Annotated in this window: 8 protein-coding genes; 6 read left to right on the top strand and 2 right to left on the bottom strand. The window is 55.3% G+C overall.

Features of this window, described 5'->3' with window-relative positions:
• Positions 1-171: 171 nt before the first annotated feature.
• Positions 172-1857 carry an aspartate:alanine antiporter gene (locus tag ACSEMK_RS17150; RefSeq protein WP_285177975.1) on the bottom strand — a complete coding sequence of 562 codons (1686 nt, stop codon included), beginning with the start codon at positions 1855-1857 and terminating at the stop codon, positions 172-174.
• Between the two features lie 266 nt (positions 1858-2123).
• On the opposite strand from ACSEMK_RS17150, the gene ACSEMK_RS17145 reads away from it, so the two are divergent.
• Positions 2124-2507, top strand: a complete 384-nt coding sequence (locus ACSEMK_RS17145) for an inner membrane protein YbjM (protein WP_047065001.1) — start codon at positions 2124-2126, stop codon at positions 2505-2507.
• A gap of 6 nt (positions 2508-2513) precedes the next feature.
• On the opposite strand, the gene ACSEMK_RS17140 is transcribed toward ACSEMK_RS17145, so the two are convergent.
• Positions 2514-2777, bottom strand: a complete 264-nt coding sequence (locus tag ACSEMK_RS17140; protein WP_015367533.1) for a GrxA family glutaredoxin — start codon at positions 2775-2777, stop codon at positions 2514-2516.
• Positions 2778-2963: 186 nt separating this feature from the next.
• On the opposite strand from ACSEMK_RS17140, the gene ACSEMK_RS17135 reads away from it, so the two are divergent.
• From ACSEMK_RS17135 to potF, 5 genes are all read left to right on the top strand, one after another.
• Positions 2964-3254 carry a YbjC family protein gene (locus ACSEMK_RS17135; protein ID WP_047065002.1) on the top strand — a complete coding sequence of 97 codons (291 nt, stop codon included), beginning with the start codon at positions 2964-2966 and terminating at the stop codon, positions 3252-3254.
• A complete protein-coding gene (gene nfsA, locus ACSEMK_RS17130) occupies positions 3238-3960 on the top strand; it encodes a nitroreductase NfsA (RefSeq protein WP_430914963.1) in 723 nt (240 codons plus the stop codon). Before ACSEMK_RS17135 ends, nfsA begins: the two co-directional genes overlap by 17 nt.
• Before the next feature lie 66 nt (positions 3961-4026).
• Complete coding sequence (gene rimK / locus ACSEMK_RS17125) at positions 4027-4929, top strand: 30S ribosomal protein S6--L-glutamate ligase (protein ID WP_015367529.1); 903 nt, start codon at positions 4027-4029, stop codon at positions 4927-4929.
• A gap of 88 nt (positions 4930-5017) precedes the next feature.
• The gene (locus ACSEMK_RS17120) at positions 5018-5503 is read left to right on the top strand and encodes a YbjN domain-containing protein (protein WP_015367528.1); all 486 of its coding nucleotides are present in this window, start codon (positions 5018-5020) and stop codon (positions 5501-5503) included.
• Between the two features lie 330 nt (positions 5504-5833).
• Positions 5834-6946, top strand: a complete 1113-nt coding sequence (gene potF, locus ACSEMK_RS17115; protein ID WP_032711260.1) for a spermidine/putrescine ABC transporter substrate-binding protein PotF — start codon at positions 5834-5836, stop codon at positions 6944-6946.
• The last annotated feature ends 15 nt before the right edge of the window (positions 6947-6961 follow it).

Below are 6961 nucleotides of genomic sequence, written 5' to 3'. Positions count from 1 at the left end.
TTCAGGCAACAAAAAACCCATCAACCTTGAACCTAAACGGCGGGGTTGATGGGCTCCACAAAATGGGGACATCAAAGAAAAGCAGTGGCACTAGTTATGACTGACATCCTGGGAAAAAGTTCTGTTCATCACCGATTTTTTTGCGAAAAAGTTAAAAATTTTCGGCCGGGGCTAGCCAAGGCCCGGCCAGATGATGACGATCAGCGTACCGGCAAGGGTGAGCAGCACGTTGGCGATAGCGTAGGTGCCAGCGTAGCCGAGCGCGGGAATATTGCTGCGCGCGGTATCGCTGATAATTTCCATCGCCGGGGCGCAGGTACGCGCGCCCATCATCGCGCCGAACAGCATCGCGCGGTTCATGCGCAGCACATAGGCGCCGAACAGGAAGCAGATCACCACCGGCACCAGGCTGACGATAAGACCGGCGGCCAGCATTTGCCCGCCAATGGCGCCCAGACCGTTATTAATACCCGCGCCGGCGCTCAGGCCGACACCGGCCATAAACACCATCAGGCCGAACTCCTTCACCATATTCAACGCCCCCTGCGGGATATAGCCGAAGGTCGGATGGTTGGCGCGCAGGAAACCGAGCATAATACCGGCGAATAGCAGGCCGGCAGCGTTACCGATACCGAAGCTGAACGAGCTGAACTGGAAGGTGATCATGCCGATCATCAGGCCGACGATAAAGAAGGCGCAGAAAGCCAGCAGGTCGGTCACCTGGCTGTGAATCGAAATAAAGCCGATGCGGTCAGCGACGGTTTTTACGCGGCGGGCGTCGCCGCTCACCTGCAGCACGTCGCCTTTATTAAGCACCACGTTATCATCGATTGGCATTTCAATCTGGCTGCGGATCACCCGGTTTAAGAAGCAGCCGTGATCGGTCAGCTTCAGCTGCGCCAGGCGGCGGCCGACGGCGTTATGATTCTTAACCACAATCTCTTCGGTGACGATACGCATATCGAGCAGGTCGCGGTCAAACACCTCTTTACCGTTACGGAAGCTTGGGTCGAGGCGGGCATGGGCGTCCGGGTAGCCAACCAGCGCGATATCGTCGCCCATCTGCAGTACCGCGTCGCCATCCGGGTTCGCCAGGATACCGTTACGGCGAATACGTTCGATATAGCAGCCGGTCTGGCGGTAAATCCCCAGCTCACGAAGATTTTTGCCGTCCGCCCACGCGACCAATTCCGGGCCGACGCGGTAGGCGCGGATAACCGGCAGATAGACTTTACGCTTGGAGTCGGTATCCAGACCGCGCTCGCGGGCGATCTGCTGGGCGCTGGTCTGCAGATCCTGATGCTGCAGCTTCGGCATATAGCGCGCGCCGACGATCAGGCTCACCAGGCCAACCAGGTAGGTCAGGGCGTAACCGAGGCTCAGGTGGTCAAGCGACTGCGCCAGCCGATCGCTGGGCAGGCCGAAGTGGCGCAGGGTATCGCCAGCGCCCACCAGCACCGGGGTGGAAGTCATGGCTCCCGCCAGCATCCCGGCGGTCAGGCCGATGTCCCAGCCAAACAATTTGCCCAGCCCCATAGCGATTAACATCGCGCTGGCCACCATCACCAGCGCCAGCATCAGATAGTTTTTGCCGTCGCGGAAAAAAATCGAAAAAAAGTTGGGGCCAGCTTCGACGCCGACGCAGAAAATAAACAGCATAAAGCCAAGATTTAGCGCATCAGTGTTAATGGCGAAGTGCTGCTGACCTAATAATAAAGAAACGACTAAAACGCCAATGGAATTACCAAGTTGTACTGACCCGAGGCGAAGTTTCCCCAGGCAAAGACCCAGTGCGAGTACAACAAACAATAACAGGATGTAATTCCCGTTTAACAAATCTGCGACGTTTATATTCACGAAAGCCAACTTCTCGTTTACTAGTAAGTTGTTGAAGGAAATGGTTTTTTGGTCTAAGGTTGCTCAAGCGTTCGCACTATGCCGAACGTTATTCTGGCATCCCGTTAATACCGATAAAACAGTGCCGCTAGTTTAATCTTTCCTGGTTGCTGCGGCTAGTCACAATCGTTTTACTCTGACGGGAGCGTTATAAGCATGGACTGCCAGAATGCTATTTCTGACTGGATGAAGTGAAAGATAGTTAGAGGCGAAATCAGGAGGATGTCGTGAAATCTGAGCGCGCGTGGGCCGGTATAATTTGTGGGTTCTTTCTGTTTATTGTGGTCTGTTTATCGCTGTTGCTGCATATGAAAGGGGCTTTTCGGCAAACGGGCAACCCCGAGCTTGGGCTGCTGTTCTTTGTGCTGCCTGGCGCGGTGGCGAGCTGTTTATCCCCAGGCCGGCGCGTCATACGTCCGCTGATTGGCGCCATGCTGGCGGCACCGGTTTGTCTGGTGGTGATGCGGATGTTCTTTATTACTCATCGATCGTTTTGGCAGGAACTGGCGTGGCTTTTTAGCGCGGTGTTCTGGTGCGCGCTCGGGGCGCTATGCTTTTTATTTATTAGCGTCTGGCTGGACGCCAGACGCAGGCACTCAATGGAAGAGTGAAGTCTCTCAAGCAAACAGGCCGAGATTTTCTTTCGCCCAGGCTTCGAAATCCGTGCAGCCGCCGATGTGTTTCTGATCGACGAAAATCTGCGGTACGGTTTCTACCGGCTTACCGACGGTTTTTTCCAGATCGGCTTTGCTGATGCCTTCCGCGTGGATATCAATGTAGCGATAGCTGAAGTCATCGCGCTCGGTGCTCAGTTTTTCAGCCAGCTCTTTGGCGCGAACGCAATACGGGCAACCTGGGCGACCAAAAATAACGGTAAACATGCTTCTCTCCTTAAATCTCAGCCGGATGGCGAATGTGGCTATGATGCCGCGTTCCGTTAGCAAGGGGAAGAAGGTTTTACCTTTTATAGCGATGGTTGCGGGTTATGCTTGATAAATATCATCTGCTGCAAGACCCTATACAGACCCGCCAGCGATGTGCGCGGCATGAGTATATTGAGGAGCGTTATGCGATCGCCTGCCGCATTACCCAAAAGTATTCTGATTGTTGAGCTCGTCGGCATGGCGCTGCTGACGCTGGCCTGGCTGTCATTGAACCAGTATGTTCAGCTGCCGGCGCCGTTTGCCAGCCCGACGGCGGCGCTCATCATGATCTTTGCCGGGATCCTGCTGATGATCCCGGCGGCGATAGCCTTAATGTGGCGAATAGCGAAAATTGTCGCGCCGCAGTTGACCGATAATAAGACCTCATCTTCTACCCCGTCCGAAAGAGAAAAACGCCATGACGCCGACCATTGATCTGCTGCGCAACCACCGTTCCATCCGCCATTTTACCGACGCGCCGATTAGCGACGAACAGCGTGAGGCTATCATCGCCGGGGCGCAAGGGGCATCCAGCTCCAGCTTTTTACAATGTACCTCGATTATTCGCATTACCGACCCGCAGATGCGTGAGCAGCTGGTTCCGTTGACCGGCGGCCAGCAGCACGTGGCGCAGGCGGCGGAGTTTTGGGTATTCTGCGCCGATTTCAATCGCCACCTGCAAATTTGCCCGCAAGCGCAGTTGGGACTGGCTGAACAGCTGCTGCTGGGCGTCGTCGACACCGCGCTAATGGCGCAGAATGCCTTAATCGCCGCGGAATCCCTGGGATTAGGCGGCGTCTATATTGGCGGCCTGCGTAATAACATTGACGCGGTAACCGAGCTGCTGCAGCTGCCGAAACACGTGTTGCCGCTGTTTGGCCTGTGCCTTGGCTGGCCTGCTGACGACCCGCAGGTTAAGCCGCGTATTCCGCCTGCGATGCTGGTGCATGAGAATCACTACCAGCCGCTTGATCAACAGGTGCTGGCGCAGTACGACGAACAGCTGGCGGACTATTATCTGTCGCGCGGCAGCAATACCCGCCGCGATACCTGGAGCGACCATATCCGCCGCACCATCATCAAAGAGAGCCGGCCGTTTATTCTCGACTATTTGCATAAACAGGGCTGGGCAACGCGCTGATTCCCTATACACTTCACCCTGCAAACGCAGAGTGCTGGCTGCCAGTTATTTTCTAAGAGGTGTTGGGTGAAAATCGCTATATTATCCCGGGATGGAACGCTTTATTCTTGCCGCCGCTTGCGTGAAGCCGCGCAAAAACGCGGGCATCAGGTCGAGATCCTCGATCCGCTCTCCTGCTATATGAGCGTCAGCCCGGTGGCCTCCTCGATTCACTACAAAGGGCGGCAGTTGCCCCATTTTGATGCAGTCATTCCGCGCATCGGCACGGCTATCACCTATTACGGCACCGCCGCGCTGCGGCAGTTCGAACTGCTGGGCAGCTATCCGCTAAACGAGTCGGTGGCGATTACCCGCGCCCGCGATAAGCTGCGCTCGCTGCAGTTGCTGGCGCGTCAGGGGATCGACCTACCGGTCACCGGCATTGCCCATTCCCCGGACGACACCAGCGATCTGATCGCCATGGTCGGCGGCGCGCCGCTGGTGGTTAAACTGGTGGAGGGGACGCAGGGGATCGGCGTGGTGCTGGCGGAAACGCGGCAGGCGGCGGAAAGCGTGATTGACGCCTTCCGGGGCCTTAATGCGCACATTCTGGTGCAAGAATATATCGCTGAGGCAAAAGGGTGCGATATCCGCTGCCTGGTGGTTGGCGATGAAGTAGTGGCGGCGATTGAGCGGCGGGCGAAGGAGGGCGATTTTCGCTCTAACCTGCACCGCGGCGGCGTCGCCACTACGGCCACGCTTAGCGATCAGGAGCGGGAGATGGCGATTAAAGCAGCGCAAACGCTGGGTCTGGACGTGGCAGGCGTGGATATCCTGCGCGCCCACCGCGGTCCGCTGGTGATGGAAGTTAACGCGTCACCGGGGCTGGAAGGGATTGAAACCACCACTCACGTCGATATTGCCGGGCGAATGATCGCGTGGATCGAGCGCCAGGCCACGCCTGGATATTGTCTAAAAATGGGAGGGTAGCGTCACTTCGTTATCCTTTCATGGAATGCGACGCATTTTTTGCGTAAGCTATGCGTCGTTTTTTATCCAGCAAGAGGTCACAGGCACTATGGATTCACTGGTCGTTCCGGGTCTTGATACATTACGTCATTGGCTCGACGAGTTAGGCATCAGTTTTTTTGAGTGCGACTCCTGCCAGGCGTTGCACCTGCCGCATATGCAGAATTTCGACGGTATTTTCGATGCCAAAATCGACCTGCTGGACAACGTGGTGTTGTTTTCGGCGCTGGCGGAAGTGAAGCCCTCTGCGCTGCTGCCGCTGTCGGCGGATCTGTCGGCGATTAACGCCAGTTCGCTGACCGTAAAAGCGTTCCTTGATATTCAGGATGATAACCTGCCGAAGCTGGTGGTCTGCCAGGCGCTGCCCGTTGGCGCGGGCGTCACTCTCGAACAGTTTGCCTGGTTCTTCCGCCAGAGCGAAGAGCAGGTCTCGATGGTCATTCTGGAAGCCGGCGCCAATCAACTACTGTATAAAGCGGAAGAGCAGGAAGAAGAGGCCGCAGCCGAAGAAGTGCAATACCATTTTCTGCACTAATTAATAAAAGCAGCCGCTGCGATGGCGGTTGCTTATTTATTCTGTCACAAACCCTCATTTAAAGAATTATTCACTGCTGTTTTACCGCTTCGCTTTTATCTCGTAGACCTTTATTGGCTGGAAATATGATCCAGGGCGTTTTTTTGCCTGGGCTATATCCTCTTATTCTGGCTACAGTTATTCTGGCGAGGCGTCCATTTGCGGGCAGCCAATCAGGGAGAGGTTTCCTCTCCTTATCTCAGGCAATGAAAAATATGCATGATTCTTGCATGCGTTCAGGTTCGTCTATTGCGTCCGTGAATTAACGGGCCTTGAGAAGGAAACAGAGATATGACCGCCTTGGGTAAAAAATGGTTAACAGGTGTGATTACGGGTGCGCTGATGGCCGTTTCTGCCGGCTCGCTCGCAGCGGAACAAAAAACGCTGCACGTCTATAACTGGTCTGATTATATTGCGCCGGACACGGTCGCCAATTTTGAAAAAGAGACCGGAATTAAAGTGGTGTATGACGTATTTGATTCCAACGAGGTGCTGGAAGGTAAATTAATGGCCGGCAGCACCGGGTTCGATCTGGTGGTGCCGTCGGCAAGCTTCCTTGAACGCCAGCTGGCGGCCGGAGTGTTCCAGCCGCTTGATAAAAGTAAACTGCCGAACTGGAAAAACCTCGACCCGAAAGTTTTACAACTGGTGGCGCGTCACGATCCCGATAACAAATATGCGATGCCGTACATGTGGGCGACCACCGGCATCGGCTATAACGTCGATAAAGTGAAAGCGGCGCTGGGTAAAGACGTGCCGTTAAACAGCTGGGATCTGGTGCTGAAACCGGAAAACCTTGAGAAGCTGAAAAGCTGCGGCGTCTCCTTCCTTGATGCCCCGGAAGAGATTTTCTCGACGGTGCTGAACTATCTCGGTAAAGATCCAAACAGCACCAAAGCCGATGATTACACCGGACCGGCAACCGATCTGCTGCTGAAGCTGCGGCCCAATATCCGTTACTTCCACTCTTCGCAATATATTAATGACCTGGCAAACGGCGATATCTGCGTCGCGATTGGCTGGGCGGGCGATGTCTGGCAGGCGGCGAATCGGGCCAAAGAGGCGAAGAACGGCGTCAATATCTCCTACTTCATTCCGAAAGAGGGGGCGCTGGCCTTCTTTGATGTCTTCGCCATGCCGGCGGATGCCAAAAATAAAGACGAAGCCTATCAGTTCCTGAACTATCTGCTGCGCCCGGAGGTCATCGCCCACATCAGCGATCACGTCTACTACGCTAACGGCAACAAAGAGGCGACGCCGCTGGTCAGCGCCGATATCCGTAACAACCCAGCGATTTACCCGCCGGAGGATGTCTTCGCCAAGCTGTTCACCCTCAAGGTGCAGGATCCGAAGATTGATCGCGTGCGCACCCGCGCATGGACCAAAGTGAAAAGCGGAAAATAACGCCATCAGGCCCGG

It is taken from the genome of Klebsiella sp. K-3 (assembly GCF_051207495.1).
GTDB classification, from domain to species: Bacteria; Pseudomonadota; Gammaproteobacteria; order Enterobacterales; family Enterobacteriaceae; genus Klebsiella; species Klebsiella aerogenes.
Note: the sequence above shows the minus strand (reverse complement) of the source record. Positions and strands in the feature narration are given on the sequence as shown.